This is a genomic window from Pseudomonas sp. Lb2C2, from assembly GCF_052112205.1.
GTDB classification, from domain to species: domain Bacteria; phylum Pseudomonadota; class Gammaproteobacteria; order Pseudomonadales; family Pseudomonadaceae; genus Aquipseudomonas; species Aquipseudomonas kilonensis.
Genome location: NZ_JAUTYW010000008.1, coordinates 12324 through 36319 on the forward strand (window position 1 = coordinate 12324; position 23996 = coordinate 36319).

Genomic DNA, 23996 nt, shown 5'->3' on the forward strand with positions numbered 1-23996 from the left:
CATGGAATTGCTAAAGCGTCAGCGAGCGTTGGCTTGTTGTAATTGAGTTGGGGTGTAACGGTTTTCCACTTGGGCGATCTGGGTGAGCAGCGCCGGTACGTCGAGAATCAACGCCACGGCACCACTGCCCAGGATGGTCGAGCCACTGATGCCGCGAAGGGCACCAAACAGCTTGCCCAGCGGCTTGATCACGGTCTGGAATTCACCCAGCAAGTCATCCACCACCAGCCCGGCCTTGAGTTCGGCGTAGCGCACCACCACCACGTTCTGCCGGCGCGCGGCCGGGCCTTCGTGGCTGAAGTGATCGCGCAGGTACACCAGTGGCAGCACCTCGCCGCGCAGGTCGAGGTAGCCTTGTTCGCGGCTGGCGAGCCCGTCGTCTTCGCTCAGCTCAATGCATTCCTGGACCATGTCCAGCGGTATCACATAGGTCGACTGGCCGATGCTCACCAGGAATCCATTGATGATCGCCAGGGTCAGCGGCAGGCGGATGCGCACCACGGTGCCCTTGCCGGGCTGGCTGTCCAGGTCGACGGTGCCGCGCAGCAGGGTGATGTTGCGCTTGACCACGTCCATGCCCACGCCACGTCCCGAAAGGTTGGTCACGGCCTGGGCGGTGGAGAAGCCGGGTTCGAAGATCAGGTTGTAGATTTCCTGGTCGGTCGGGCTGGCACCCGGGGGCACCAGGCCACGTTCCTGGGCTTTTTCCAGGATCCGGTCGCGGTTCAGGCCGGCGCCGTCGTCGGCGATTTCCAGCACGATGCTGCCCGAGTCGTGATAGGCGTTGAGGTGCAGGTGCCCCTTGGCCGGTTTGCCGGCCGCCAACCGTGCCTCGGCGGTTTCAATGCCGTGGTCCATGGCGTTGCGCAGCAGGTGCATGAGCGGGTCGCCGATTTTTTCCACCACGGTCTTGTCCAGCTCGGTCTCTGCGCCGCTGATGATCAGGTCGATGTCCTTGCCCAGTTCCTGGCTGACATCGCGCACCACCCGACGGAAGCGGTTGAAGGTTTCGCCGATGGGGATCATGCGCAGGCGCAGGGCACCGTCGAGGATTTCCTCCACCAGTGACGACACCGTCGAGGTGGATTCCTGCAATGGATCGTTGTTGCAGGTGCGGGCCAGCAGGCTGGCGCCGGCGCTGGCGATGACCAGTTCGCCCACCAGGTTGATCAGTTCGTCGAGCTTGTCGGCATTGACTCGCACATAGGTGCCGTCCTTGGCCTTGCTGTCGCTGGTCACCGCTTGTTTGTCGGTGGCGATCTGGGCGGGCATGCGCGGCGTCTTGCGCTGGTCGGACAACAACTCGCCGGTGGCGACCAACGCGGTGCTTTCCTCGGCAGGTTCCGGTGCTGTGGTCACCAGGCCGGTGTTGGCCGGGGGCGCGATGTCGTCATCCAGGGCCACGATCTCGATCACGCAGTCTTCCCGGACGAAATCGAACACTTCATTGATCGCCCCGTGGCTGGCGGCCGAGCGAAACTCGATGTCGAAGCCCAGGTAGCAGGATTCGGCGTCCCAGGCATCGGCGGCGGGCAGGGCGTCGGTCAAGGTGGTGAGGTCGACGATTTCACCCAGGGTTTGCAGATAGCGCAGGAACGACAGCGGGTCCATGCCGTTGCGGAACACGTCCTGGCCGAAGCGCAGGGAGATGTGCCAGAGGCGCGTTTCGCCGGGTTCGCTGGTGTTGGTTTCAGGGGCTGGCGTCGGGGCCGCAGCGGGCGAGGGCGCCTGGTACTCCTGCAGGATCTGGCACAGTTCCACTTCCCGTTGCAGGGCCGGTGGCGGCAGCGCTCCGCCCTGGTTGGCGGCCACGTTGATCAGTTCCAGCATGTGATCGCTGGACTTGAGCAGCACCGCGATCAGGCCGGCGTCCACCTCGACGCTGCCGTTGCGCAGGCGGTCGAGCACGTCTTCGACGATGTGGGTGAAGCTGACGATCGGTTCCAGGCCGAACAACCCGGCCGAACCCTTGATCGTGTGGGCCGCCCGGAAGATCGCGCCAATGGCGTCATCGTCGCCGGGGTCGGTTTCCAGTTGCAGCAGCGACTCTTCCATCGCCTGCAACTGTTCCCGTGCCTCGACGATGAAGGTCTGTTGTGCCTGATCGAGATTGATGCTCACGCTCATATCCTTTGTCGTGTCCGACGTATTGCAGTCCTAGGCAACCAGGTTGCACAGGGCAAGTGTTTCCGTCACGGCCTTGCTTTGGCCGATCAATGTCAGTTGGGTCCCGGCCTTGGCGGCCTCGCGCTGCACCATCAGCAGCAGTTGCAGGCCGGCGCCGTCCATCTCGGTGATCTGCGACAGATCAAGGGCCATCCGCGGTGTTGCGCCCAGGTGCGGCAACCATTGCGCGGCCAGCTCGGCGGCGGTGTAGATCGTCAGCTCGCCGTCGATGTGCACCTGGGCGGTGTCATCGTGTGTCTCGTATTGCAACGGCATGGGAGCCTCCGGCTATCAAGGAAGAATCAGCTTGGATACCGCCGCCAGCATCTGTGCGGGCTGGAACGGCTTGACCACCCAGGCTTTGGCCCCGGCGGCCTGGCCTTCCTGTTTCTTCGATTCCTGGGATTCGGTGGTGAGCATGATGATCGGCGTGAACTTGTAGCTGGCCAGCTTCTTGACCTCCTTGACGAAGGTGATGCCGTCCATGTTGGGCATGTTCACGTCACTGATGATCAGGTGCACTTTCTGGCCATTGAGCTTGCCCAGTGCGTCCTTGCCATCGCTGGCTTCGATCACGTCATAGCCGGCACTTTTCAGCGCGATGCCGACCACCTGCCGAACGCTCGCGGAGTCGTCGACAACCAATACACTTTTAGCCATGAACGGCGCTCCTAAAAGAAGGTAATTTCCTGTGAAGTCTGTTGCGCGCTCGAGTCGCCGTGGTGATTGCGGCGTTGCTCGTCGGTGGCGTAAGTGGTTTCCATGCGCGCCAGCCATTGGCGGGCGTCGATGGAAGCGGCCTGTTCGGGCGACTGACCGGCCTGCTGCATGTGCACATGCAGGTCCTCGATGTTGTCGCGCACGTGGCTGAGGATCTGGCTGACCCGATCCTGGAATTGCAGGCTGACCAGCACCTCGGTGAGCTCATCGCGGATGCCGAAGCTTTCCCGCTGCAGCATGTCGGCCGAATCGGCCAAGCGGCCGGTGACACTCTTGAAGCGCTCCAGCACCTGCTGGATGCTCTGCTCGGAGGCGGTGACCGAATGGGTGTCCTGGTCCGCGCCGCTGGATGCGGCATGCACCAGTTGGGTGATGGCGGTGTTGATGATGTCGACCTTGGCCGACATCTGCTGGCCGGTCTCGCTGGACTTGCTCGAGAGACTGCGCACGGCGTCGGCCACCACGGCAAACCCACGCCCGGCTTCGCCGGCACGGGCGGCTTCGATGGCGGCGTTGAGGGCCAGCAGGTTGGTCTGCGCGGCAATCGCCGCGACGTCGGCGGCCATGGTCCGCAGCTCGCCGGTATAAGCCGTCAGGTTACGCACCTGGGCCAGGGTTTCGTCGCGGCTGGCCTGGGTGGCCTTCAGGGAATCGATGACCTTGACCAGTTCACCTTCGCTCTGGGCCAGCACCTGCACGGCGCCGCCACTGCTGCTGCCGGCCAGTTCACCAGCGGCCAGTTGCGAGGCTTGCACGGTGTCTTCCAGCCGTGAGGATATGCCGGTGAAGCGGCTGGTCAGCGAGACGATTGCGGTTTCGGTCTGCTGCCGGGAGCTTTCGACCTGCTTGGCCCAGATCGGCATGGCACCGAGAATGACTTCGTTGAGTTGTTCGCGGGTGTTATGGGCCGGATGCTCGCTGGCTTGCTGGTCGTGGCGGGCGATGGCGGCGGCGAGGGCGCTGTCGAACTGCTGGCGTTGCGAACGCGCCCCCCATACGCCAGCACCGACGCCAACGGCCAAAAGGGCAATGCCCAGAATGATGTTTTGTACACTTGGACCGTTGAGCAGTACGACGCCAATGGCTGCAACAAAAGCGACGAGCACTGTGTTCCAGAGGATGCGCGGTGGTTGGGCGAAGGAATGACCGTGTGGGTACGACGTCATGGTTCGGTCCTTGAACAGAGTTTCTAACAGGTTATTTGCGAATAACTGGTTATCTGCGACCTCTACTCGGACTTTAAGACCGGCTGTCCGATACCGGTAATGCTGTAGGCATTGGCCTACACGGTGCGTGGCACTGTGCTACTTCAGATTAGACGCAGTCTGTGAAAAGTCGAATGCACCCGACGAAGGTCGAAGCCACATGGCGAAGGTGATGGCGCACGGGCCTTTCTGGTGGCGCACCGGCCTTTGTGGCGAGGGAGCTTGCTCCCGCTGGAGCGCGAAGCGGTCCCAAAAGCGGCTGGCGAGGTCAGCCTGAAACATCGCATGTCCAGGTTTCGGGGCCGCTGCGCAGCCCAGCGGGAGCAAGCTCCCTCGCCACAAGAGCCACAAGAGCCACAAGAGCAGCCTGCGCTGATTCTTCTGAAACAGATGATTGGATTGCGCTAAATTACCGGCACCCGGATTTTCGAACCTGCCATCAGAGCCCCCATGCCCACCCAGCCCCTCTGGAAAACCTATCTCCTGTTCCTGGCCCCCATGGTCCTGTCCAACTTCCTGCAGTCCATGTCTGGCACGCTCAACAGCATCTACATCGGCCAGATGCTCGGCACCCAGGCCTTGGCGGCGGTGTCAGGGATGTTTCCCATCGTGTTTTTCTTTATCGCATTGGTGATCGGCCTCGGCGCGGGGGCGGGGGTATTGATCGGACAGGCCTACGGCGCCGGAGAAACCGGCACGGTGAAGGCGATTGCCGGTTCGACGTTGTTGCTGGGGGCGATCATCGGCCTGACGGCGGCGGTGCTCGGCAGTGTCTTTGCGCGCCAGGCGTTGCAGGGGCTCGGTACGCCGGCCGATGTGCTGGAGGACGCCGTTTCCTATGCCCGGGTCATGATGTGGATCCTGCCGATGTTGCTGGTATTTGTGCTGTTCACCCAACTGCTGCGCGGGGTGAGCGATACGGTGTCGCCGATGTTGGCGCTGCTGGTGTCCACCAGTGTCGGGCTGCTGCTCACGCCCGCGTTGATCCGTGGCTGGTTGGGGTTGCCGCAGATGGGCATCCAGAGCGCGGCATGGGCGGGGCTGGTGGGGACGACGTCAGCGATGCTGATGCTGGCGTGGCGCCTGTGCCGCCGCGAGCATGCCCTGGCACCGGACCGGGCGTTGTTCGCGGCGATGCGCCTGGACACGGAGATCCTTGGCAAAGTGCTGCGCATTGGCTTGCCCACCGGGTTGCAGATGGTGGTGATCTCATTGTCCGAGTTGGTCATCCTGACGCTGGTCAATAGCCACGGTTCCCAGGCCACGGCGGCCTACGGCGCGGTGACGCAGATCGTCAACTACGTGCAGTTTCCGGCGCTGTCGATTGCCATCACCGCCTCGATCCTCGGTGCCCAGGCCATCGGTGCCGGACGCCTGGAGCGCCTGGGGCCGATCCTGCGCACGGGGCTGTTGATCAACCTATGGCTTACCGGTGGGCTGGTGGTCCTGGGCTATCTGCTGTCCCACTGGCTATTGGGGCTGTTCATCACCGACCCGGCGGCACGGGTCCAGGCCGAGCACCTGCTGCACATCATGCTCTGGAGCCTGCTGGTGTTCGGCTTCCAGGCGATCGTCGGCGGCATCATGCGCGCCAGCGGCACGGTGCTGGTGCCGGTCGCCATCTCGATCTTCTGCATCGTCGCCGTGCAAGTGCCGGCGGCGTACCTGCTGGACGCTCACTTCGGGCTGCAAGGGGTGTGGATGGCGTTCCCGGTGGCCTACTTGAGCATGCTGCTGTTGCAGACGCTGTACTACAAACGGGTGTGGCAGCATCAGCCGATCGAGCGGTTGGTGTAACCCACCCACCACTGACCCTCTGTGGGAGCAAAGCTTGCTCGCGATAGCGGTTTTAAAGCTAACAAAGGTGTTGTCTGTGACGACGCTATCGCGAGCAAGCTTTGCTCCCACAGGCTCGCTCCCACAGGGGATTGGGTTATGGCGATGTTACAGTGGCCATCACTCGCCACGCCGCCACCGAGGATCCGATGCCTGCCAGCCCCCCCAACCCCATTGCCTATCGCGCCTTCCTGTTCGACATGGACGGCACTCTGCTCAATTCCATCGCCGCCGCTGAGCGGATCTGGACGCGCTGGGCCCTGCGCCACGGCGTGGACGTGGCGACGTTCCTGCCGACGATCCATGGCGTGCGCGCCATCGACACCATCGCCCGCCAGCACCTGCCAGGGGTGGATGCCCAGGCCGAAGCCGAGCAGATTACCCGGGAGGAAATCGAAGATGTCGAAGGGGTGGTGCAGGTGCCCGGTGCGCAGGCCTTTCTGAACAGCTTGCCGCCAGAACGCTGGGCAATCGTCACCTCAGCGCCCATGGCATTGGCCTTGCGCCGTATGGAAGCCGCCGGAATCCCGCGTCCAGGCGTGATGGTCACGGCCGAAGACGTCAGCGACGGCAAGCCCAACCCCGCCTGCTATCGCCTGGCCGCCGAGCGCCTGCAAGTGACGCCGCAGGAATGCCTGGTCTTTGAAGACGCCGAGGCGGGCATCCGGGCAGGCGAGGCCGCCGGGGCGGATGTGCTGGTGGTAACGGCGACGCATACGCACCCAGTGGTCACCCTTCATCCGCAGATCAAGGATTACCTTGGGCTTGGTATTGAAGTGGATGAGGCCGGGTTGATGCGGCTGACCCCGACTCTGTGACCACAGCAGAACTCCTGTGGGAGCGAGCTTGCTCGCGATAGCGGTGGGTCAGCTTGCATCTGTGCTGAATGTGCCGCTGTCATCGCGAGCAAGCTCGCTCCCACATTGGATCTGTGGTCCTCAGATAGGTCAGGTCACCACGCGATAGCACGGTACATACGCCGCGCCGCCCGGCAGTTTCATGCGGTGTTGGGCGACGAAGGCCTGGAGCAGGCGGTCGAGGGGTTCCATGATGGCGGCGTCGCCGTGGATTTCGTACGGGCCGTGTTCCTCGATCAGGCGGATGCCCTTGTCCTTGACGTTACCGGCCACGATCCCCGAGAACGCCCGGCGCAGGTTGGCGGCCAGTTCGTGGGCGGGCAGGTCGCGGCTCAGGCCCAGGCTGGCCATGTTGGCGTGGGTCGGGTCGAACGGGCGCTGGAAGCCCTCGTCGATCTTTAGCAGCCAGTTGAAGTGGAAGGCGTCGTTGCGCTCGCGGCGGAACTGCTTGACCTCCTTGAGCCCCTGGGTCATCTGCCGCGCCACTTCGGCCGGGTCGTCGATGATGATCTGATAGTGCTGTTGCGCCGCCGGGCCCAGGGTTGCGCCGACAAACGCATGCAACTGGTCAAGGTACGGCGCGGCGCTTTTCGGCCCGGTGAGGACCACCGGGAACGGCAGGTCCTGGTTGGCCGGGTGCATCAGGATGCCGAGCAGGTAGAGGAACTCTTCCGCCGTACCGGCACCACCCGGGAAGATGATGATGCCGTGGCCGACACGCACGAAGGCTTCCAGGCGTTTCTCGATGTCCGGCAGGATCACCAGCTCATTGACGATCGGGTTCGGCGCCTCGGCGGCGATGATGCCCGGCTCTGTCAGGCCCAGGTAGCGACCGCCATGGATGCGCTGCTTGGCATGGGCAATGGTGGCGCCTTTCATCGGACCTTTCATCACGCCCGGGCCGCAACCGGTGCAGATGTCCAGGCTGCGCAGGCCCAGTTCGTGGCCGACTTTCTTGGTGTATTTGTATTCTTCGGTGTTGATCGAGTGACCGCCCCAGCACACGACGATTTTCGGCTCCACGCCAGGGCGCAAGGTGCGGGCGTTGCGCAGCAGGTGGAACACGTAGTCGCTGATGCCCTGGGACGAGCTGAGGTCGATGCGCTGGCTGTCCAGCTCGTTCTCGGTGTAGACGATGTCGCGCAGGGCACTGAAGAGCATTTCCCGGGTGCTGGCGATCATTTCGCCGTCGACGAAGGCATCGGCCGGCGCGTTCAGCAGCTCCAGGCGCACGCCCCGGTCCTGCTGGTGAATACGGATCTCGAAGTCCTTGTAGGCTTCCAGGATGGTCTTGGCGTTATCAACATGGGCGCCGGTGTTGAGGATGGCCAGGGCGCACTGGCGGAAGAGGGTATAGATGCTGCCGGAACCGGCTTCGCTCAGTTGCTGGACTTCGCGCTGGGACAAGGTCTCCAGGCTGCCCTTGGGGCTTACCGAGGCGTTGATTACATGTCTTTGAGTCATTCAGCTTTCCTTGAAAACGATGCCATGCACACAACGACGGCATCTTGAAAAAAAACGTCCACGCAGAAAGATCGCACGATCCTTGCGCTATCGCCATGGACTTTGATCCGGACCCGGCGAGTCGGTTGCGCTACAAAATGAGCCCCAGCATAGCTAATTCGACCGGGCAGGCGATAATGCGTGACTCTTTTGATGCCGTACAAGGAAATTGCGCCGCGATGTTCGAGATCAAACCGTGGGATGGCGACACCTACCGCAAGCAGACCCGCCGCAGCACCCTGATCATCGCGGTGGTATTCCTGGCCCTGGCGATGTTGCTGTCCAGCCTGGCCGTGATGCTGCTGGGGACGCCTGGAGGCGATAACTTTCGTTTCAATCTCGGCGGGGTGATTGTCGCGGTGTTGGCGATGGCTGTGCTGATGCGCCAGTATTTCTGGTCGCAGCCGTGGATGGCCGCCGCCGTGTACGGCTGGCAGCTCAAGCGCAGCCTGATGAAAATCACCAACGTGATGCACCAGGTGAAGGCCGGTGTGCAGGCCCAGGACCCGGCTGCGATGAAATTGTTGCGGTTCTATCACTTGGGCCTGACCCAGATGCACCTGCTCGATGCCAATTCCAGCGACCACGCCTCGTTAGTTCGTGAAGCCGACGAGCATCTGGAGAAGATGCAGGCGCTGGGCCTGGACACCGAACAGTCGCGCCTGGAGCCGAGCTGGATCGAGACGGTGAAGCAGGCCTATCGCGCGGGTTGATCGGTCAGAGGGTGCCGATGCGGTCGAGCTCGGCTTTCAGGGCCTGGGCATCGAGCTGGTCGAAGGGCAGGGCGAAAAACGCCCTGCAGCGGGTTTCGATACGATCCAGGGTGGCATGGAAGGCCTGGCCGATCTGATCGTCGTTGCCTCTGACGGTCGATGGATCGACCAGGCCCCAGTGGGCCTTGATGGCGGGGCCGAAGTACACCGGGCAAGCATCGCGAGCGGCGCTGTCGCACACGGTGATGACGATGTCCGGCTGGCTGCCCTCGAGCGCGTCATAACCCTTGCTGCGCAAGCCTTGGACGCTGATACCGGCTTCTTGCAAGGTGCTCAGGCTGCGCGGGAGCACGTGGCCCTTGGGGAAACTGCCGGCGCTGACGGCCTCGAACCCGGCTGGGGCCAGATGGTTGAACATCGCTTCGCTGAGAATGCTGCGGCAGCTGTTGGCTGTGCACATGAAGAGGACTTTCATCGATCGGCTCCGATAAGCGCAAGGGTGGGCTGCGCCGGAGTATATGCGGACAATCGAATATATGAAATTTCGTATTTATGGTGAGGGGAAGAGTGGATAGCGCCGGGGCGCAGTATGTCTGCGCCCCAACGATTTGGATGGTTACGATTTTCTGCCGCCGCCTTGGCTGCGTTCGCTACCTTTGTTACCGGCTCCAGTGCCTTTTTGCCGATCGTTGGCAACGTTGCCGCCCGACGCTTGTCCGCCTTTCTTGCCGGCTTCCGATGCTTTTTCACGATCATTGGCGAAGTTGCCTGGGTTTTTGTTTCCGCTACTGGCCATTTCGAGAATCCTCATTTTGGTTGAGCGAGCAACGTGCCTCGCATTAGTTGGGAAAGAAAATGGCCGAGGGAAGTTTAAAAAAAACCGTTTGCCGGCGACGAATGGTCTGTCGTCATTCTTCACTTCTAATCCTCGCCGCCGCTGACTTTCCAATGCTTGGCATCCGCTGGGAAAACCACTTGCTCGACCCGATGGGCAATGCCGAAAGCCAGGGAGTTTTCCGCTGGAATCACTCGCTCTTCGGCGCACAGGCACTTGAAGATATCCAGTTGGGTGGCCGCGCCGGCAGTTTCCTTGACGTAGATTTCCACGTAGCGCGCCACGTCGTTGTCCAGGCTGGACAGGTACTCGCGCAAGCGTGAATGGTCCACGGATTTCTGGCCGAAGTACCAGTTCATCGGGTGGATCAGAAAACGCGAATGCGGGGTGGTGGTGCGGTCGCTGGCGGCCAGGTACATGACGATGCCCATGGACTCGATGTTGCCGGCGTTCACTGCACGCACCGGTACCGGAAGGGACTTGATGAAGGTGTAGAGCGTGAAACCGAAGTTGGTACTGCCACCGACGGTGGAGAGATTGAGCATCAGCGAGTCGGCGCCTTTCTCAATGGCTTCCAGGCAGTTGTCGCGAAAGCGTTCCGTGGTGCCCTGATCGATCTGGCAATGAAAATGGACAATGTGTTCGGACATCTGAAACTCCTGTCGATTTCACCTTTTTGAAAACCTGCGCAGTGGCCGTGCCGTAAAGTTGGGAGTCCGGTGCTCTGCGGATGTTCCGCCTTCCTGGCTCGCTGCGGGTGAATCGCGTTAAACCGATTGCTCCTGTTCGCACGCCTCGGCGGCTTGTGTCATGCGCTGCAAGAATAGCGTCAGTCCGGCTTCTTCTTCGCTGAGGCCTTTGCGTGCCCGGGGTTTGGGCAACTGGGTCAGGGCCCCGAGCAGGAAGCCTTCCACCACCGCAGGGTGGATGTAGCATTTACGACAGACGGTGGGCGTGTTGCCCAGCTGGCGGGCGACGTGCCTGACCATCTCGGCGACGTGTCTTTTGGCTTCGGTCTCGGTTTCCCAACGCAGCGTCCGCAACCCGGCCAGAGCGGCTGCGCTGCCGGCCCAGGTGCGGTAGTCCTTGGCGGTGAAGTCGGCGCCGGTGAGGGTCTTGAGGTAGGCGTTGATGTCCGAAGAGCTGATGGCGTGGCGCTCGCCATCTTCGTCCAGGTACTGGAACAGGTTCTGCCCGGGGATGTCCTGGCAGCGCTTGATGATCCGCGCCAGGCGCCGGTCCTTCACGGTGATCTGGTGCTCGATGCCGCTCTTGCCGCGGAACTGGAAGGCGATGGCGCTGCCGTTGACCTCGACATGTTTGTCGCGCAGGGTCGTCAGGCCGTAGGAGCGATTGTCCCGGGCGTATTGACTGTTGCCGACGCGGATCAGGGTCACGTCCAGCAGAGTGATGACGGTGGCCATGACTTTGTCGCGGCTGAAGCCGGGCGTGGCGAGGATTTCCTCCAGGCGTTTGCGCAAGCGCGGCAGGGCCCGTCCGAATTCCAGCATCCGCGAATACTTGTCCGCATCGCGAACCTCACGCCAGCGCGCATGGTAGCGGTACTGCTTGCGCCCGCGGGCATCGCGCCCGGTGGCCTGGAGATGGCCGCGCGGGTCGGTGCAGATCCAGACATCGGTGTAGGCTGGTGGCACCGCCAGGGCATTGATGCGCTGGATCTCGGCCGCGTCGGTGATGCGCTGGCCCTGTGGGTCGAAATAACAGAATTGGCCCCGCCGCTTTTTGCGGGTGATGCCCGGGGCCGTGTCATCGACATAATGCAGGTCGGCCGGCAGTGCATCCGGCGGCAGGGTGTCGGGCATGAGAAGAGTCCTTGGCAACGAATCCGGTGGCCTGTGAATTCATTGACCGCAGGCTGTTCGGGTCGTGCCAAGATTCTGATGTTGCTGCAAAACCTGTGGGAGCAAACCAGCAGGAGCAAACCAGCAAGAGCAAACCTGTGGGAGCAAGGTTTGTTCCCACAGCTCCCACAGTGTGATCCGCTGGTATGGACCCTACGCCAACACCGCCACCGCCTTGATCTGCGCCCACAACACCTGCCCCGGATGCAGCTTGAGCTGATCGCGGGAGTAGCGGGTGATGCGCGCCAGCAGCGGGGTGCCGGCGGCTTCCAGGCGGATCAGCACATGGGCGGCGTTGTCGGCGGCCTGTTCGCTGACCACGGTGACTGGCAGGCGGTTGAGGATGCTGGTCTGGGCATCGTTCGCCAGGCTGAGGCTGACGTCCCGGGCCTGGACCTTGAAGCGCAGCGGCTGGCCGAGGGCCAGGGAGGTGTGGGCCACACGTACGTTCAGTTGGCTGTCGGGCAGATTCAGGGTCAGCAATTGATAAGCCGGGTCATAACCGCTGACCTTGCCCTCGATCACCACTCCAGCGTCATCCCCCAGGGCCAAGGGCAGGTCGAGCCGGGCCAGGGTCTCGCCGATCGGCCCACTGGCCAGCGCGCGGCCGCCGTCGAGCAGCACGATGTGGTCGGCCAGGCGCGCCACTTCGTCCTGGGAATGGCTGACATACAGCACCGGGATGTCCAGTTCATCGTGGAGCCGTTGCAGGTATGGCAGGATTTCGTTTTTGCGTCGGCTATCGAGGGCCGCCAGCGGCTCATCCATCAGCAGCAGTTGCGGGCTGGTGAGCAAGGCGCGGGCGATGCCTACCCGTTGGCGTTCGCCGCCAGACAGGTTGTGTGGCTGCCGATCGAGCAAGTGCCCGATGCCCAGCAGTTCGGTTGCTTGTTCCATATCGACCCGCCGCTGTGCCGGCGCGATGCGCTTGAGGCCGAATGCCAGGTTGGCCCGCACCGACAGATGGGCAAACAGGCTCGCCTCCTGGAACACATACCCCACCGACCGTTTATGGGGCGGCACGAACACGCCGTGCTCACTGTCTTGCCAGACTTGGCCGTTGACCTCGATAAAACCCCGGGTCGGCCGCTCCAACCCGGCAATGCAGCGCAGGCAGGTGGTTTTGCCGGAACCGGAAGGCCCATACAGGGCGGTCACGCCACGGCCCGGCAGTTGCACATCCAGGTCCAGGGAAAAAGCCCCGTGGTCGAGCTGAAAACGCGCGTGAATCATCGATCAGCTCCAACCGGCACGGGTTCGGCGGCTGGAATACAGCGCCAGCAACACCAGGAATGAAAACACCAGCATCGCCGCGGCCAGCCAATGGGCCTGGGCGTATTCCAAGGCTTCGACATGGTCGTAGATCTGCACCGACACCACCCGGGTTTTCTCCGGAATGTTGCCGCCGATCATCAGCACCACGCCGAATTCGCCGACGGTGTGGGCAAAGCCGAGAATCGCCGCAGTGATAAAGCCGGGGCGGGCCAGGGGCAGGATGACGCTGAAAAACGTATCCCAGGGCCCGGCCCGCAGGGTGGCGGCGACTTCCAGCGGGCGACTGCCAATGGCGGCAAAGGCGTTCTGCAACGGCTGCACCACAAACGGCATGGAATAGATCACCGAGCCGATCACCAGCCCGGTGAAGCTGAAGGTGAGGGTGCCCAACCCGAGGGCTTGGGTGAACTGGCCGATCCAGCCGTTCGGCCCCAACGCCAGCAACAGGTAGAAGCCGATCACCGTGGGCGGCAGCACCAACGGCAGCGCCACCACCGCACCCACCGGCCCGCGCAGCCAGGAGCGGGTGCGCGACAACCACAACGCGATGGGTGTGCCGATGAGCAGCAGGATCACCGTGGTCAATGACGCCAGTTTCAGGGTCAGCCAGATGGCGGCATAGTCGGCGCTGGTCAGTGGCATTTAGCGTTGGTAACCGTAGGTTTGGATGATGGCGGCGGCTTTCGGGCCCTTGAGGTAATCCACCAGGGCCACGGCAGCGGGGTTGTCCCGGCCCTTGTTGAGGATCACCGCGTCCTGTTTGATCGGGTCGTGCAGTTCGGCCGGAACGATCCATGCCGAGCCGCCCGTCACTTTGCCGTCCTTGTACACCTGGGACAAGGCGACGAAGCCCAGTTCAGCATTACCGGTGGAGACGAATTGATAGGCCTGGGTGATGTTCTGGCCTTCGACGAGCTTGCTTTTCACCTGGGCGGTCAAGCCGAGCTTGTCCAGCACCTGGGTCGCAGCCAGGCCGTAGGGCGCGGCTTTCGGGTTGGCGATGGACAGGTGCCGGAAGTCGTTGCGCTTGAGGACCTGCCCCGTGCCATCGACATAACCCTCTTTGGCCGACCACAGCGCCAGGGTGCCGACCGCGTAGGTGAAGCGCGAGCCCTTGACGGTGTCGCCTTCGCTTTCGAGTCTGGCCGGGGTGGTGTCGTCGGCGGCGAGGAAGACTTCGAATGGCGCGCCGTTCTTGATCTGGGTGTAGAACTGCCCGGTGGCGCCGTAAGCCGTTATCAGTTTATGCCCGGTGTCTTTTTCGAAGTCGGCGGCGATGGCCTGGATCGGCGCGGTGAAATTGGAAGCGACCGCCACCTGCACCTCCGCGGCCTGGACGGCGCCAACGGTAAAGAGCGTGGTCAGCAGCAACGGTGCGAAGCGGGTGGGGCGCATAGGTAAGATTCCGTAGGGGCAGATTCGCTATATACCAGAATATATAGCGAATGACCGACAAACGGAACGCGGCATTTTGCCTGGGGAGTGAGGGTGCAAGGGCTGGCCCCATCGCGAGCAAGCTCGCTCCCACACTGGATCCGTGGCGAACATACATCTTGCTGCCACATCAAAACCCATATGGGAGCGGGCATCACCAAATGTTGTGGTTGCCAGCAATCCCCTGTGGGAGTGAGCTTGCTCGCGATGGCGTTCTAACGGGCGATGATGACCATCAGGACCGACCAAAGCGGTTGAGCTGAGCTTGCGCCTCTTCAGCCAAGCCCCGCGTCAGTTCGGCCGTCGACAGTTCGCGGCCCAGGGGGAAGGCCTGGCCGGCCCAGAGGTTGCTGAAGTCTGCTTCGTCCTTGGCGCGCAATGGCATCAACGCGCCGCCCGCCAGGGGAAATGCCGGGGCCAGCGGGCTCATCGGGCCCACTTCGCGCATCACCCGGTTGACGATGCCTCGGGCCGGGCGACCGGTGAACAGGTTGGTGACAGCGGTCTGGCTTTCCTTGGCCGTGCGCAAGGCGCGGTGATGGGAAGCGCTGATCTTCGCCTCGGGCGTGAACAGGTAGGCGCTGCCCAATTGCACCGCCGAAGCACCCAGGGCGAATGCCGCGACGATCCCCCGCGCATCGCCAATGCCGCCAGCAGCGATCACCGGCACCTTCACCGCATCCACTACCTGCGGCAGCAAGGCAAACAGCCCGACTTGGGTGTCGAGGTCGTCGCTGAGGAACATCCCGCGATGACCTCCGGCTTCATAGCCCATGGCAATGATCGCGTCGCACCCGTGCTGTTCCAGCCAGATGGCTTCCTCGACGGTGGTGGCCGAGGAAAGGATTTTCGCGCCAGTGGCCTTCACTCGATCGAGCAAGGATTTTTCCGGCAGGCCGAAATGGAAGCTGACCACTTTCGGACGCATCTCTTCCAGCACCCGGCAGGCGGCATCATCGAACGGCGTGCGGTTGGACACCGGGGTTGGCGCGTCGAAGTCGACGCCCAGTTCCTGGTAATACGGCTTGAGCCGTTGCTTCCAGGCCGCGGCCCGCTGTTCGTCGAAGGCCGGTGGCTGGTGACAGAAAAAATTCACATTGAATGGCTTGTCGGTCTGTTCGCCGATGGTCGTCAGCGCCTGGCGCAGTTGCTCGACATCGAGCATCGCCGCCGGCATCGAACCCAGCCCGCCGGCATTGCACGTCGCGACCACCATGGCCGGCCCGGTCACCCCGGCCAATGGCCCCTGGATGATGGGCAGCTCGATACCGAGCAGGTCAAGAATGCGGGTGTCTGGCCACTGGCTCATGTGCGGGGTCTCCGAGGGCAGAAGGAAACAGCGTTTTTAGCAGGTGTGGGCCGGCGAGGGCCAGTCGAGTTTTTCAATCCCGCGCTCGCCGCTTGATCCCGACGCCGTGAGGGTTACCATGCGGGCTTCATACATCAAGGAGCCCAACCCATGGACGTGAAACTCAAGACCGTCGAACCCTTCACCGTGGCCGGTTTGCAGGTGCGTACCCGTAACACCGACGAGCAGCAGCCCGACACGGCGAGGATCGGCCCGATGTGGCAGCAGTTCTTCAACGAAGGGCTGTTCGACACGATTCCGGCCCGGCAGTCGGAGTCGTTCGTCTACGGGGTGTATTCCAATTACGAGTCCGACGCCACCGGCCACTTCGATGTGACCGCTGGCGTACAGGTGGATGCGACCAGCGCCGGCTACCCCGCCGTGGACATCGAGGGCGGGGATTACCTGGTGTTTGCGGCCAAGGGGCCGATGCCCGACTGCGTGATCCAGACTTGGGGCCTGATCTGGGCCTACTTCGCCGACAACCCGCAAGCCGTGCGCCGTTTCACCACCGATTTCGAGGTCTACAGCAGCCCCGATTCCGTAGCGATCTACATCGGCGTTCAATCCCCGGACGAGCGTTCCAGCGCCAGCAACTGACGCTTGCGCTCCACGCCCCAGCGATAGCCCGAGAGGTTGCCGTCGCTGCGTACCACCCGGTGGCAAGGGATCGCCACCGCCAGGCTGTTGGCGCCGCAGGCCTGGGCCACGGCGCGCACGGCCTTGGGCAGGCCGATGCGCTGGGCGATCTCGGCGTAGCTGGCGGTGCTGCCTGCGGGAATGTCCCGCAGGGCTTGCCAGACCCGTTCCTGGAAGGCGGTGCCGCGCAGGTCCAGGGGCAGGTCCAGACCCAGGGCCGGCGCTTCGATGAAGCCAACCACCTGGGCGATCAATTGCTCGAACTCGCGGTCGGCGCCGATCAGGTTGGCCCGGCGGAATTTGTCTTGCAGGTCGCGCACCAACGCGTCCGGGTCGTCCCCCAGCAGAATCGCGCACACGCCACGCTCGCTTTGCGCCACCAGGATAGCCCCGAGGGAGCATTGGCCGACGGCGAAGCGGATGTCGGTGTTCTGTCCGGCGGCGCGGTAGTCGGCGGGTTTCATGCCCAACACCTTGTCGGCAGCTTCATAAAAGCGGCTGTTGGAGTTGAAACCGGCGTCGTACAGCGCCTCGGTGATCGTGCCGCCATCGGCCAGGCGTTCGCGTACCTTGCGTGAGCGGTGGGCGGCGGCATAACCCTTGGGGGTCAGGCCGGTGACCGCCTTGAAGACCCGATGAAAATGGAAGGGGCTCAAGCCCGCGCTTTCTGCCAGCTCATTCAGGCCTGGCAGTTCCTCGGCCGCTTCGATCTGCCGGCAGGCGGCGGCAACCCGTGCCGCTTGTTGGGCGGCGATCTGGGTCTGGTCCCGGGCCACGCGCTTGCTGGGCCGATAACCGGCTGCCTGGGCCTGTTCCGGCGTGTCGAAGAATTCGACGTTGCGCGGGTTGGGCAAGCGCGACAGGCTGCTGGGGTGGCAATAGATGCCGGTGGTTTTCACGCCATAGACGAAGGTGCCGTCGGCGCGTGGATCGCGGGCGAGCACGGCGGCCCAGCGAGGATCCAGTTCAGGGGCGAGATTGTTCGAAGTGCTGTTCATGGTCGTTATTCCATTGGCCCGTTTTGGCTACAGTAGTGAGCCTGCGAGGTGACGACACTCCGGGTCTTGCGGTTGAATTCTGCACCTTCATCCGGCGGTGCGAAACGTCAGGTTGATCCGCTGGGCGCCAAGGCGCGGGTGCTGGCCTTCCTTGAGCGGCAATACGCCGTGGTAACGCAAGCGGTCCACGCCACCCCAGACCACGATGTCGCCATGGAACAACGGAATGCGCAGGCTTTTGTCGCTGCGCTCGAAGCCGCCGAATTGGAACACCGCCGGCAGGCCCAAGGACATCGAGACGATGGGCGCGGCGAAGGAGCGCTCGTTCTTGTCCTGGTGCAGCGACATCCGCGCGCCGGGCACATAGCGGTTGATCAGGCAGGCGTCGGGCTCGAAATGCTCGAAGTGCGCCTGTTGGGCGGCGGCCTGGGCCAGTTCGCGAAACACCGCCGGCATGTCGGGCCAGGGGTGGCCGGTCTGCGGGTCATGGGCGGTGTAGCGATAGCCGCTGCGGTCGGTGGTCCAGCCCAGCGCACCGCAACTGCTCAAGGCCACCGACATGGTAAAACCACCGGGCGTGACCATCTGCCGGAACGGCGCCGCCTGCAAGACGCTGTCCAGCGCCGGTAGCAAGCGCTCAAGCCAGGGCAGGGCGAACCCGCGCAGCACGTACGCCTGCTCGCCGATCTGCTCGACCTGGCCTGGCGGGGTGGGCGCCTGGTCGGCGAACAGGTCCAATGTGAGCGGTGTGTCATTACTGCGCATCATGAAAAATGATTCCCAAGGTGTGCCGCCTGCCGCTGTGCACGCAGCTGACGCCATGGCGCATGTTCACCCGATAATACCCGCGAACGCCTTTGACGGGCCGCTGATGCACGGCAAACACCACGGCATCGCCCTGTTTCAGATCGATGACCTGGGGCCGTGACTGCATGCGCGGGCGCTGTTCGGTGAGGACAAACTCGCCGCCGGTAAAATCCCGGCCCGGTTCCGACAGCAGGATGGCGACCTGCAACGGGAACACCTGCTCGCCATACAGATCCTGGTGCAGACAGTTGTAGTCCTGCGGACCGTATTGCAGCAACAACGGCGTAGGCCGCTGTTGCCCGGCGGCGTGGCAGCGCTGGATGAAATCGGCGTGTTCGTGGGGATAGCGCACTTCAATACCCATGTGTTCATTCCAGCGGTTCGCCAGCGGTACCAACGCCGGATACAACGACTGGCGCAACTGCTGGATGAGGTCGGGCAGCGGATAGCGAAAATACTGATACTCGCCGCGCCCGAACCCATGGCGGGCCATGATCACCCGCGAACGAAAAAGGCTGGGTTCTGCGTACAGACCAGCCAGTTGCCGGCATTGCAATGGCGGCAGCAGGTTGCGAATGACTGCACAGCCGTCCTGGTCGAGACTTTGCTCCAGGGTGGGCCAGTCAAGGTTGGTGAGGTGCTGGGGCAGGGAAGACGTAGGGGGCACGATGGCAATCCTTGTTGGAAAGGACTGTTCAGTCTGCGCAGTGCTGCGTTGCAGGGCACCCCGATTCTTGCGGTGCACCATTGAGCACAATGCTCTTGTGGCGAGGGAGCTTGCTCCCGCTGGGCGGCGAAGCCGACCCAAAATGACTGATGTGTTCTTGCAGGCAGACCGCGCCAGCAGGTTTTGCGACTGCTGCGCAGCCGAGCGGGAGCGAGCTCCCTCGCCACAAAAACATCATGCCGACCCAGGTGCTACAAAAATAAATCAGGGTGAGCTGTTACAGCGCTTTGCTGACCTTGACGTCGCTGATCACGTCGTCGGTTTCGCCGTGCAGCTTTTGCAATGCGGCCCTGGCTTCTTCCTCTGTGCCGGTTTCCAGTTGCGCGAATTCGAAGCGGCGTTCGTCGTTGAGCTTGTACTTGATGACGTATTTGGTCGTCTGGGCCACGGTTTTGCCTGTCTTGAATAAGGGGCGATTCAGCTCAGTTTCGAGCTGGAACGCCGGATGATTTTGATCTTGTGGGTCAGGGTCGGCTTGCGCGTGACGCTGATTGCACGGTGGCTGACGGTGTCGATGGTGATGTTCCAGAAACCGGTGCTAGGGGCAGTGATCCGGGCCGGGAAGGTGTCGAACGCGCCGCCGTGATACGTGTGCCGGCCGCCGTTCTTGAAGCTGCGGAAGTTGGCGTCGTTCATCAAACGGATGTTACACATTTGGGAGCATTCGATGACGACGATGTCGTCTTCGTTCAAGTGCTCGCGCTGGTGAATGAATTTCATGGGCGCCTCCAGAAGGGCTTTTTCTACAAAATCAAAACGATAGCAAGGGGCAATGATGCGCAGTTTATCAGCCTCGAGTGTTAATATCCGGCCCGCGCTCCAGGCTTTGTTCATTTATCGCAGGAAGCGGGAAAAAAAAGCGGTGCGGCACCGGAGCAAAACGGCGTCTGCACTGTCGGAGGATCTTTATTGGAGGAATCATATGAAGCGCAGCGTGTGGGTGTTGGCATTGGCATTGGCCATGAGTGGATGTGCATCGGTATCGGACATCAACCAGACGCCCCCCACCATGAGCGTCATCTCCGGAAAGAAGCCTCACGAATATGCCAAGTGTGTTTCCGACAAGCTGGCCAGCAGCCGTGGCTCGCTGCAAATGGAGCCGCACAAGAACGGCGTACGACTGATCGTCCCGGGCAAGCTGTCGACCCTGCCGGCGGCGGTGTTCGACATTGACGAGCGCTCCAGTGGCAGCAGCATCAAGCTGCACGAAAGCCTGTCCAACGTACCGGTGCGTCCGGGCGATGTGCAGGATGCGGCCAACGCCTGCATTTCCGGTTGATCACACTCAGCGCCTGACGAGCGGGCCGGGCATCGGATAAACTGCCGCCCCTCGACAAAAAATGCCGCCACGGTTCACGTTGGCGGCATTGTCATTTATGGAGTCAGTTGATGAAACGCGAGCAGGTGCGCGAGCGCCATGCAGAAGGTCTTATCTGTGCCACTCACGTGATTCAGAACCCGGCGAGCCCGGGCGAATGGATCGTGTTCTTCAAGAAAAGCGCCGGGCGCAGTTTTTTCCTGGTGGATGACCAGGACGAAGTCGAGTCCTTCGCCCGTCTCGACGAACTGATCGAAACCTTGCGCGGGCTGGGCATCAAGTTCGCCGAGATCCACATTTGACTACTTGCACACCACCACGACGCTGCGGCTGGTGAAGTTGCCGACGTCGACGCCCAGGGTCTTCTCGCTTTCCTTGGCCTGGGGTGTGCCGTCGGTGCCGACGATACGGTAGCCAGTGCCGGCACAGGACGCATCAGCCTTTTCGTAGCACGTCGCCCAGGAGTTGGCCTCGCCCGAGCAGTCGATGGCCAGGCCTTGCTCGCCGTTGTTCAGGTAGGTTTTTTCGGCCGAGGCACAGCCCGCCAGGGCCAGGACTGTAAACAGCGCCAGAAGTGTCTTCATGGGATCGTCATCGAGAAGGGAAGGGCAACGGCGAGATTATAGCGAATGGCCATTGCGGTACAGCTAAACCAGCCTCGTTCAATGCCCGGGTGGCATCTACTAGAGGCTCGTCTGGTTATTTCTTGCGGCGGGGGCTGCGGGCGGGGGCGGTGTCGCGTTCTTTCGCCGCCGGAGCTGCGCGTTCGTCCTGGAATACCGCAGCCACTTCCACTGCCATGGCCTTGCTAGGCAAGGGGCCGGCGACCTGCTCGCCGTGGTAGTTGATAATCCACCACTGGCCGTCCTTGCCCTGGCTGACCGAATAACCGTTTGCGTTTCTTGTTGCCGACATCTAGCTGCCTCATTGGCGTGATCAAGGACGACATGATACGTCAAATGCTCGCAAACAGCGCTCACTGGCGTACAGTGGGTCCGCTGCAGCCATCGAAACGAAAGGCGATTGAACTATCCGCCGTTTTTTATTTCTCTATGATGGCACCGGTTGGCCAGTGCGGGCATTGTAAGGTGCCCGTCGCCTGATTAGACTGCGCCGAAACTCGTACACACCGCCTTTTCAAGGACTTATATGATCAAGAAATGCTTGTTCCCAGCAGCCGGTTACGGTACTCGCTTCCTGCCAGCGACTAAAGCCATGCCCAAAGAAATGCTGCCGGTGGTGAACAAGCCACTGATCCAGTACGGCGTCGAAGAAGCCCTCGATGCGGGCCTGACTGAAATCTCCATCGTGACTGGCCGTGGCAAACGCGCGCTGGAAGACCATTTCGACATCAGCTACGAGCTGGAAAACCAGATCAAGGGCACCGACAAGGAAAAATACCTGGTCGGCATCCGCAAACTGCTGGATGAGTGCTCGTTCTCCTACACCCGCCAGACCGAAATGAAAGGCCTGGGCCATGCGATCCTGACCGGCCGCCCACTGATCGGTGACGAACCGTTCGCCGTGGTCCTGGCGGACGACCTGTGCGTCAACCTCGAAGGCGACGGCGTCCTGACCCAGATGGTCAAGCTGTACAAGCAGTTCCGCTGCTCTATCGTGGCGATCCAGGAAGTCGATCCGCAGGAAACCAACAAGTACGGCGTGATTGCCGGCGAAATGATCCGCGACGACATCTACCGCGTTCACAGCATGGTTGAAAAACCAAAACCTGAAGACGCGCCGTCGAACCTGGCGATCATCGGTCGCTACATCCTGACCCCGGACATCTTCGACCTGATCGAACAGACCGAGCCAGGCAAGGGCGGCGAAATCCAGATCACCGACGCCCTGATGAAACAGGCCCAGAACGGCTGCGTCATGGCCTACAAGTTCAAGGGCAAGCGTTTCGACTGCGGTGGCGCCGAAGGCTACATCGACGCGACCAACTTCTGCTTCGAGAACTTCTACAAGACGGGCAAGGCTTACTGATAGCCTGCGCCACGCCTTGAAAAACGCCCCGACTGGTTCGGGGCGTTTTTTTGCGCGGGGAAAGGTCTCGCAAATCATCAATCACACAAGCCAACCCTGTGGGATATGAAAATCCTGAGACCACCCCAAAACAACTGTGGGAGCGAGCTTGCTCGCGATAGCGGTGGGCCAGCCTACACCCATGTTGAATGTGCCACCGCCATCGCGAGCGAGCTCGCTCCCACATGGATCGGCGTAACTTGAGCGGCCCAGCTGGCTTTTCCGTTTTCCACCCCCATAACCATCGCAACGCTGCCTCAGGTGAAAACAGCAGGTATGCTGATGACCTGCCGAAGGAGATAGAGAATGGCCTACGATTTTGACTTGTATGTGGTTGGCGCCGGTTCCGGTGGTGTGCGGGCTGCGCGGTTTGCCGCCGGTTTCGGGGCCAAGGTGGCCGTGGCGGAAAGCCGTTACCTGGGCGGGACCTGCGTGAACGTGGGCTGCGTGCCGAAAAAACTGCTGGTCTACGGCGCGCATTACGCCGAGGACTTCGAGCAGGCGTCGGCCTATGGCTGGACGGCGGGCGAGGCGAGTTTCGACTGGGCCACGTTGATCGCCAACAAGGACCGGGAAATCAATCGCCTCAACGGCATCTACCGCAACCTGCTGGTCAACAGCGGCGTCGTGCTGCACGAAGGTCACGCCAGGCTGACCGGGCCCAATGAGGTCGAGATCAACGGCCAGCGCTATACAGCCAGGCACATCCTGATCGCCACGGGCGGTTGGCCGGTGATCCCGGACATTCCGGGGCGCGAGCACGCCATTAGCTCCAACGAGGCGTTCTTCCTCAAGGAACTGCCCAAGCGCGTCATCGTGGTGGGCGGTGGCTATATTGCGGTGGAGTTCGCCGGGATCTTCCACGGCATGGGTGCGCAGACGTCCTTGCTCTATCGCGGTGAGCTGTTCCTGCGCGGCTTTGACGGTGCCGTGCGCAAGCACCTGGCAGAAGAACTGACCCGCCGTGGCCTGGACCTGCAATTCAACGCTGACATCAAGTCCATCGAAAAACTGGACGATGGCAGCCTCAGGGTCGAGCTCAAGGATGGCAAGACGTTGCTCACCGATTGCGTGTTCTACGCCACCGGTCGGCGGCCGATGCTCGACAACCTGGGCCTGGAAACCACCGGCGTCACGCTGGATGAGAAGGGCTTTGTCCAGGTCAACGAAAAATACGAGACCGCTGAACCGTCGATCCTGGCCATTGGCGACGTGATCGGTCGTGTCCAGCTCACCCCCGTTGCCCTGGCCGAAGGCATGGCGGTGGCGCGACGTCTGTTCAAGCCCGAGCAGTATCGCCTGGTGGATTACCGGATGATTCCCACCGCCGTGTTCAGCCTGCCGAACATCGGCACGGTGGGCTTGACCGAAGAGCAGGCCAGGGAGGAGGGGCATGAGGTGGAGATTTTCGAAAGCCGCTTCCGGCCGATGAAACTGAGCTTGACCGAATGCCAGGAGCGCACCCTGATGAAACTGGTGGTGGATGCCCGGACCGACAAGGTGCTGGGTTGCCACATGGTCGGGCCGGATGCTGGTGAAATCGTCCAGGGGCTGGCCATTGCCCTCAAGGCCGGCGCCACCAAGCGCGACTTCGACGAAACCATCGGCGTGCACCCGACGGCAGCCGAAGAGTTCGTGACGATGCGTACGCCCGTCGCCTCCTGATCACCCGACGAACATATGGCGAGCGGGCCTGCTCGCCATATTAAGTTTTCTTCTATCTAT

The 23996-nt window shown here is 62.2% G+C and carries 28 protein-coding genes; 8 read left to right on the top strand and 20 right to left on the bottom strand.

What is annotated here, in order from left to right:
• Positions 1–18: 18 nt before the first annotated feature.
• Genes Q7F16_RS23215 through Q7F16_RS23230 form a run of 4 tightly spaced genes read right to left on the bottom strand, consistent with a single transcriptional unit; the run spans position 19 to position 4052 of the window.
• A complete protein-coding gene (locus tag Q7F16_RS23215; RefSeq protein ID WP_409557408.1) occupies positions 19–2121 on the bottom strand; it encodes a chemotaxis protein CheA in 2103 nt (700 codons plus the stop codon).
• A 36-nt stretch (positions 2122–2157) separates the two neighbouring features.
• Positions 2158–2442: an STAS domain-containing protein gene (locus tag Q7F16_RS23220; RefSeq protein ID WP_095963171.1), complete on the bottom strand. Its 285-nt coding sequence runs from the start codon at positions 2440–2442 to the stop codon at positions 2158–2160.
• 15 nt (positions 2443–2457) lie between these two features.
• Entirely contained in the window at positions 2458–2826 is a 369-nt protein-coding gene (locus Q7F16_RS23225; protein WP_003203044.1) for a response regulator, read from the bottom strand.
• Between the two features lie 11 nt (positions 2827–2837).
• Positions 2838–4052 (bottom strand): methyl-accepting chemotaxis protein, encoded by a 1215-nt coding sequence (locus tag Q7F16_RS23230; RefSeq protein ID WP_079302382.1) that lies wholly within the window; start codon positions 4050–4052, stop codon positions 2838–2840.
• Positions 4053–4541: 489 nt separating this feature from the next.
• Here Q7F16_RS23230 and Q7F16_RS23235 point away from each other — a divergent pair, with 489 nt between their 5' ends.
• Positions 4542–5888, top strand: a complete 1347-nt coding sequence (locus tag Q7F16_RS23235) for an MATE family efflux transporter (protein ID WP_409557450.1) — start codon at positions 4542–4544, stop codon at positions 5886–5888.
• Between the two features lie 188 nt (positions 5889–6076).
• Positions 6077–6745, top strand: a complete 669-nt coding sequence (locus Q7F16_RS23240; protein WP_046064243.1) for an HAD family hydrolase — start codon at positions 6077–6079, stop codon at positions 6743–6745.
• 129 nt (positions 6746–6874) lie between these two features.
• Here the strand turns inward: Q7F16_RS23240 and ppnN are convergent, their stop codons facing one another.
• Entirely contained in the window at positions 6875–8248 is a 1374-nt protein-coding gene (ppnN, locus tag Q7F16_RS23245; protein WP_018606010.1) for a nucleotide 5'-monophosphate nucleosidase PpnN, read from the bottom strand.
• Between the two features lie 218 nt (positions 8249–8466).
• Between ppnN and Q7F16_RS23250 the strand changes: the two genes are divergently transcribed.
• Positions 8467–9000, top strand: a complete 534-nt coding sequence (locus tag Q7F16_RS23250) for a DUF3087 family protein (protein ID WP_409556547.1) — start codon at positions 8467–8469, stop codon at positions 8998–9000.
• Between the two features lie 4 nt (positions 9001–9004).
• On the opposite strand, the gene Q7F16_RS23255 is transcribed toward Q7F16_RS23250, so the two are convergent.
• The 8 genes from Q7F16_RS23255 to Q7F16_RS23290 all read right to left on the bottom strand — a co-directional run bounded on the left by Q7F16_RS23255 (position 9005) and on the right by Q7F16_RS23290 (position 15715).
• Positions 9005–9475 carry an arsenate reductase ArsC gene (locus Q7F16_RS23255; protein WP_409556548.1) on the bottom strand — a complete coding sequence of 157 codons (471 nt, stop codon included), beginning with the start codon at positions 9473–9475 and terminating at the stop codon, positions 9005–9007.
• A gap of 141 nt (positions 9476–9616) precedes the next feature.
• Positions 9617–9796, bottom strand: a complete 180-nt coding sequence (locus tag Q7F16_RS23260; RefSeq protein WP_003203031.1) for a general stress protein — start codon at positions 9794–9796, stop codon at positions 9617–9619.
• Positions 9797–9921: 125 nt separating this feature from the next.
• Complete coding sequence (locus Q7F16_RS23265; RefSeq protein ID WP_014337800.1) at positions 9922–10485, bottom strand: ATP-dependent Clp protease proteolytic subunit; 564 nt, start codon at positions 10483–10485, stop codon at positions 9922–9924.
• 117 nt (positions 10486–10602) lie between these two features.
• A complete protein-coding gene (locus Q7F16_RS23270) occupies positions 10603–11658 on the bottom strand; it encodes a DNA topoisomerase IB (protein ID WP_095963544.1) in 1056 nt (351 codons plus the stop codon).
• A 192-nt stretch (positions 11659–11850) separates the two neighbouring features.
• Entirely contained in the window at positions 11851–12930 is a 1080-nt protein-coding gene (gene modC / locus Q7F16_RS23275; protein ID WP_409556549.1) for a molybdenum ABC transporter ATP-binding protein, read from the bottom strand.
• A 3-nt stretch (positions 12931–12933) separates the two neighbouring features.
• Positions 12934–13614, bottom strand: coding sequence for a molybdate ABC transporter permease subunit (modB, locus tag Q7F16_RS23280; protein WP_014337803.1), 681 nt, complete (start codon positions 13612–13614; stop codon positions 12934–12936).
• Positions 13615–14367 carry a molybdate ABC transporter substrate-binding protein gene (gene modA / locus Q7F16_RS23285; protein WP_095963546.1) on the bottom strand — a complete coding sequence of 251 codons (753 nt, stop codon included), beginning with the start codon at positions 14365–14367 and terminating at the stop codon, positions 13615–13617.
• Positions 14368–14641: 274 nt separating this feature from the next.
• On the bottom strand, positions 14642–15715 hold the full coding sequence (locus Q7F16_RS23290; protein WP_409556550.1) for an NAD(P)H-dependent flavin oxidoreductase: 1074 nt from the start codon (positions 15713–15715) through the stop codon (positions 14642–14644).
• 150 nt (positions 15716–15865) lie between these two features.
• Between Q7F16_RS23290 and Q7F16_RS23295 the strand changes: the two genes are divergently transcribed.
• Positions 15866–16354: a GyrI-like domain-containing protein gene (locus Q7F16_RS23295; RefSeq protein ID WP_079302374.1), complete on the top strand. Its 489-nt coding sequence runs from the start codon at positions 15866–15868 to the stop codon at positions 16352–16354.
• Here Q7F16_RS23295 and ada read toward each other — a convergent pair.
• From ada to Q7F16_RS23320, 5 genes are all read right to left on the bottom strand, one after another.
• On the bottom strand, positions 16318–17391 hold the full coding sequence (gene ada / locus Q7F16_RS23300) for a bifunctional DNA-binding transcriptional regulator/O6-methylguanine-DNA methyltransferase Ada (RefSeq protein WP_409556551.1): 1074 nt from the start codon (positions 17389–17391) through the stop codon (positions 16318–16320). The two genes, Q7F16_RS23295 and ada, sit on opposite strands and share 37 nt — an antisense overlap.
• A gap of 87 nt (positions 17392–17478) precedes the next feature.
• The gene (gene alkB / locus Q7F16_RS23305; protein WP_046064228.1) at positions 17479–18159 is read right to left on the bottom strand and encodes a DNA oxidative demethylase AlkB; all 681 of its coding nucleotides are present in this window, start codon (positions 18157–18159) and stop codon (positions 17479–17481) included.
• Positions 18146–18865: a 2OG-Fe(II) oxygenase gene (locus Q7F16_RS23310; RefSeq protein ID WP_409556552.1), complete on the bottom strand. Its 720-nt coding sequence runs from the start codon at positions 18863–18865 to the stop codon at positions 18146–18148. Before Q7F16_RS23310 ends, alkB begins: the two co-directional genes overlap by 14 nt.
• 277 nt (positions 18866–19142) lie before the next feature.
• Positions 19143–19313 (bottom strand): hypothetical protein, encoded by a 171-nt coding sequence (locus Q7F16_RS23315; RefSeq protein WP_014337809.1) that lies wholly within the window; start codon positions 19311–19313, stop codon positions 19143–19145.
• Between the two features lie 29 nt (positions 19314–19342).
• Positions 19343–19645, bottom strand: coding sequence for a DUF1883 domain-containing protein (locus Q7F16_RS23320; RefSeq protein ID WP_014337810.1), 303 nt, complete (start codon positions 19643–19645; stop codon positions 19343–19345).
• A gap of 202 nt (positions 19646–19847) precedes the next feature.
• Here Q7F16_RS23320 and Q7F16_RS23325 point away from each other — a divergent pair, with 202 nt between their 5' ends.
• Positions 19848–20204 (top strand): hypothetical protein, encoded by a 357-nt coding sequence (locus tag Q7F16_RS23325; RefSeq protein ID WP_014337811.1) that lies wholly within the window; start codon positions 19848–19850, stop codon positions 20202–20204.
• A 110-nt stretch (positions 20205–20314) separates the two neighbouring features.
• Positions 20315–20545: a hypothetical protein gene (locus Q7F16_RS23330; RefSeq protein WP_003203005.1), complete on the top strand. Its 231-nt coding sequence runs from the start codon at positions 20315–20317 to the stop codon at positions 20543–20545.
• On the opposite strand, the gene Q7F16_RS23335 is transcribed toward Q7F16_RS23330, so the two are convergent.
• Complete coding sequence (locus tag Q7F16_RS23335; protein WP_014337812.1) at positions 20546–20827, bottom strand: hypothetical protein; 282 nt, start codon at positions 20825–20827, stop codon at positions 20546–20548.
• 115 nt (positions 20828–20942) lie between these two features.
• On the bottom strand, positions 20943–21158 hold the full coding sequence (locus Q7F16_RS23340) for a hypothetical protein (RefSeq protein WP_018605984.1): 216 nt from the start codon (positions 21156–21158) through the stop codon (positions 20943–20945).
• A gap of 234 nt (positions 21159–21392) precedes the next feature.
• Here Q7F16_RS23340 and galU point away from each other — a divergent pair, with 234 nt between their 5' ends.
• Positions 21393–22232, top strand: a complete 840-nt coding sequence (galU, locus tag Q7F16_RS23345; RefSeq protein WP_003182953.1) for a UTP--glucose-1-phosphate uridylyltransferase GalU — start codon at positions 21393–21395, stop codon at positions 22230–22232.
• A gap of 345 nt (positions 22233–22577) precedes the next feature.
• On the top strand, positions 22578–23936 hold the full coding sequence (gorA, locus tag Q7F16_RS23350) for a glutathione-disulfide reductase (RefSeq protein WP_003203000.1): 1359 nt from the start codon (positions 22578–22580) through the stop codon (positions 23934–23936).
• Positions 23937–23996 lie beyond the last annotated feature (60 nt).

Bases quoted from the DNA above. Each gene is read 5' to 3' on its own strand.
- Q7F16_RS23220 (WP_095963171.1), bottom strand. From the start codon at position 2,442: ATGCCGTTGCAATACGAGACACACGATGACACCGCCCAGGTGCACATC.
- Q7F16_RS23225 (WP_003203044.1), bottom strand. From the start codon at position 2,826: ATGGCTAAAAGTGTATTGGTTGTCGACGACTCCGCGAGCGTTCGGCAG.
- Q7F16_RS23230 (WP_079302382.1), bottom strand. From the start codon at position 4,052: ATGACGTCGTACCCACACGGTCATTCCTTCGCCCAACCACCGCGCATC.
- Q7F16_RS23235 (WP_409557450.1), top strand. From the start codon at position 4,542: ATGCCCACCCAGCCCCTCTGGAAAACCTATCTCCTGTTCCTGGCCCCC.
- Q7F16_RS23240 (WP_046064243.1), top strand. From the start codon at position 6,077: ATGCCTGCCAGCCCCCCCAACCCCATTGCCTATCGCGCCTTCCTGTTC.
- ppnN (WP_018606010.1), bottom strand. From the start codon at position 8,248: ATGACTCAAAGACATGTAATCAACGCCTCGGTAAGCCCCAAGGGCAGC.
- Q7F16_RS23250 (WP_409556547.1), top strand. From the start codon at position 8,467: ATGTTCGAGATCAAACCGTGGGATGGCGACACCTACCGCAAGCAGACC.
- Q7F16_RS23255 (WP_409556548.1), bottom strand. From the start codon at position 9,475: ATGAAAGTCCTCTTCATGTGCACAGCCAACAGCTGCCGCAGCATTCTC.
- Q7F16_RS23260 (WP_003203031.1), bottom strand. From the start codon at position 9,796: ATGGCCAGTAGCGGAAACAAAAACCCAGGCAACTTCGCCAATGATCGT.
- Q7F16_RS23265 (WP_014337800.1), bottom strand. From the start codon at position 10,485: ATGTCCGAACACATTGTCCATTTTCATTGCCAGATCGATCAGGGCACC.
- Q7F16_RS23270 (WP_095963544.1), bottom strand. From the start codon at position 11,658: ATGCCCGACACCCTGCCGCCGGATGCACTGCCGGCCGACCTGCATTAT.
- modC (WP_409556549.1), bottom strand. From the start codon at position 12,930: ATGATTCACGCGCGTTTTCAGCTCGACCACGGGGCTTTTTCCCTGGAC.
- modB (WP_014337803.1), bottom strand. From the start codon at position 13,614: ATGCCACTGACCAGCGCCGACTATGCCGCCATCTGGCTGACCCTGAAA.
- modA (WP_095963546.1), bottom strand. From the start codon at position 14,367: ATGCGCCCCACCCGCTTCGCACCGTTGCTGCTGACCACGCTCTTTACC.
- Q7F16_RS23290 (WP_409556550.1), bottom strand. From the start codon at position 15,715: ATGAGCCAGTGGCCAGACACCCGCATTCTTGACCTGCTCGGTATCGAG.
- Q7F16_RS23295 (WP_079302374.1), top strand. From the start codon at position 15,866: ATGGACGTGAAACTCAAGACCGTCGAACCCTTCACCGTGGCCGGTTTG.
- ada (WP_409556551.1), bottom strand. From the start codon at position 17,391: ATGAACAGCACTTCGAACAATCTCGCCCCTGAACTGGATCCTCGCTGG.
- alkB (WP_046064228.1), bottom strand. From the start codon at position 18,159: ATGATGCGCAGTAATGACACACCGCTCACATTGGACCTGTTCGCCGAC.
- Q7F16_RS23320 (WP_014337810.1), bottom strand. From the start codon at position 19,645: ATGAAATTCATTCACCAGCGCGAGCACTTGAACGAAGACGACATCGTC.
- Q7F16_RS23325 (WP_014337811.1), top strand. From the start codon at position 19,848: ATGAAGCGCAGCGTGTGGGTGTTGGCATTGGCATTGGCCATGAGTGGA.
- Q7F16_RS23330 (WP_003203005.1), top strand. From the start codon at position 20,315: ATGAAACGCGAGCAGGTGCGCGAGCGCCATGCAGAAGGTCTTATCTGT.
- Q7F16_RS23335 (WP_014337812.1), bottom strand. From the start codon at position 20,827: ATGAAGACACTTCTGGCGCTGTTTACAGTCCTGGCCCTGGCGGGCTGT.
- Q7F16_RS23340 (WP_018605984.1), bottom strand. From the start codon at position 21,158: ATGTCGGCAACAAGAAACGCAAACGGTTATTCGGTCAGCCAGGGCAAG.
- galU (WP_003182953.1), top strand. From the start codon at position 21,393: ATGATCAAGAAATGCTTGTTCCCAGCAGCCGGTTACGGTACTCGCTTC.
- gorA (WP_003203000.1), top strand. From the start codon at position 22,578: ATGGCCTACGATTTTGACTTGTATGTGGTTGGCGCCGGTTCCGGTGGT.